The sequence below is a fragment of the Aminobacter sp. P4_D5 genome (assembly GCF_056401815.1).
Map to the genome: position 1 here is coordinate 1 of NZ_JBFUIP010001125.1, position 575 is coordinate 575.

At 70.4% G+C, this 575-nt stretch carries 1 protein-coding gene; it reads left to right on the forward strand.

Annotated elements, in window-relative coordinates; translation table 11 throughout:
• Positions 1-31: 31 nt before the first annotated feature.
• A partial coding sequence (locus AC1DWF_RS37035; protein ID WP_476843406.1) for a hypothetical protein occupies positions 32-575 on the forward strand: 544 nt, incomplete at its 3' end.

Here is a 575-nt window from a genome sequence, read left to right on the forward strand (position 1 = left end):
CCGCTTAGGGCGCGATCAAGGCGCTCGGGGGATGACGATGCGGCTTCTCGCTGTCGTGCTGCCCTTGCTCGTCGCGCCGCTCGCCGCCGCCTGGGGCTTCGACGAGCAGGCGGCGATGAGGTTTCTGCATCTCCACGGGCAGGCAGAGCCCCCGCAAGGGTCCATGGCCTGCGGTGCGGCAGCCGCCTGGGGCGACCCGGCGGAGGGCCTGCACGTCGTCGCCGTGTCCCGGGATTCGGACGAGGTGCTTGTCGCGCTGATGCGGGAGAGCGACGCCGCGCCCGTCATCGCCGCTGGCCCGGCGAGCTTCGAGCCGATCAAGATCGACCCGACCTGGGGCTGCATCATCACCGTGGTCCGGCTGGCGCCGCTCGGCGGGCAGCCTGTGATCTCCATCGAGTTCGGAAATGTCTATGTCTCGACCGGCCGATCGACCTCCACGCGCGCGCTCCAGCTGCTGTTGCGCAACGGCGACCGGTTGCAGCCGGTCTTCGGATCGACCCTGGAAGCCTCGCATTCCGAGGATATGGGGCGCGGCCGGCGCCGCAGCTGGACCCGCCGCTATGTCGTCGTGC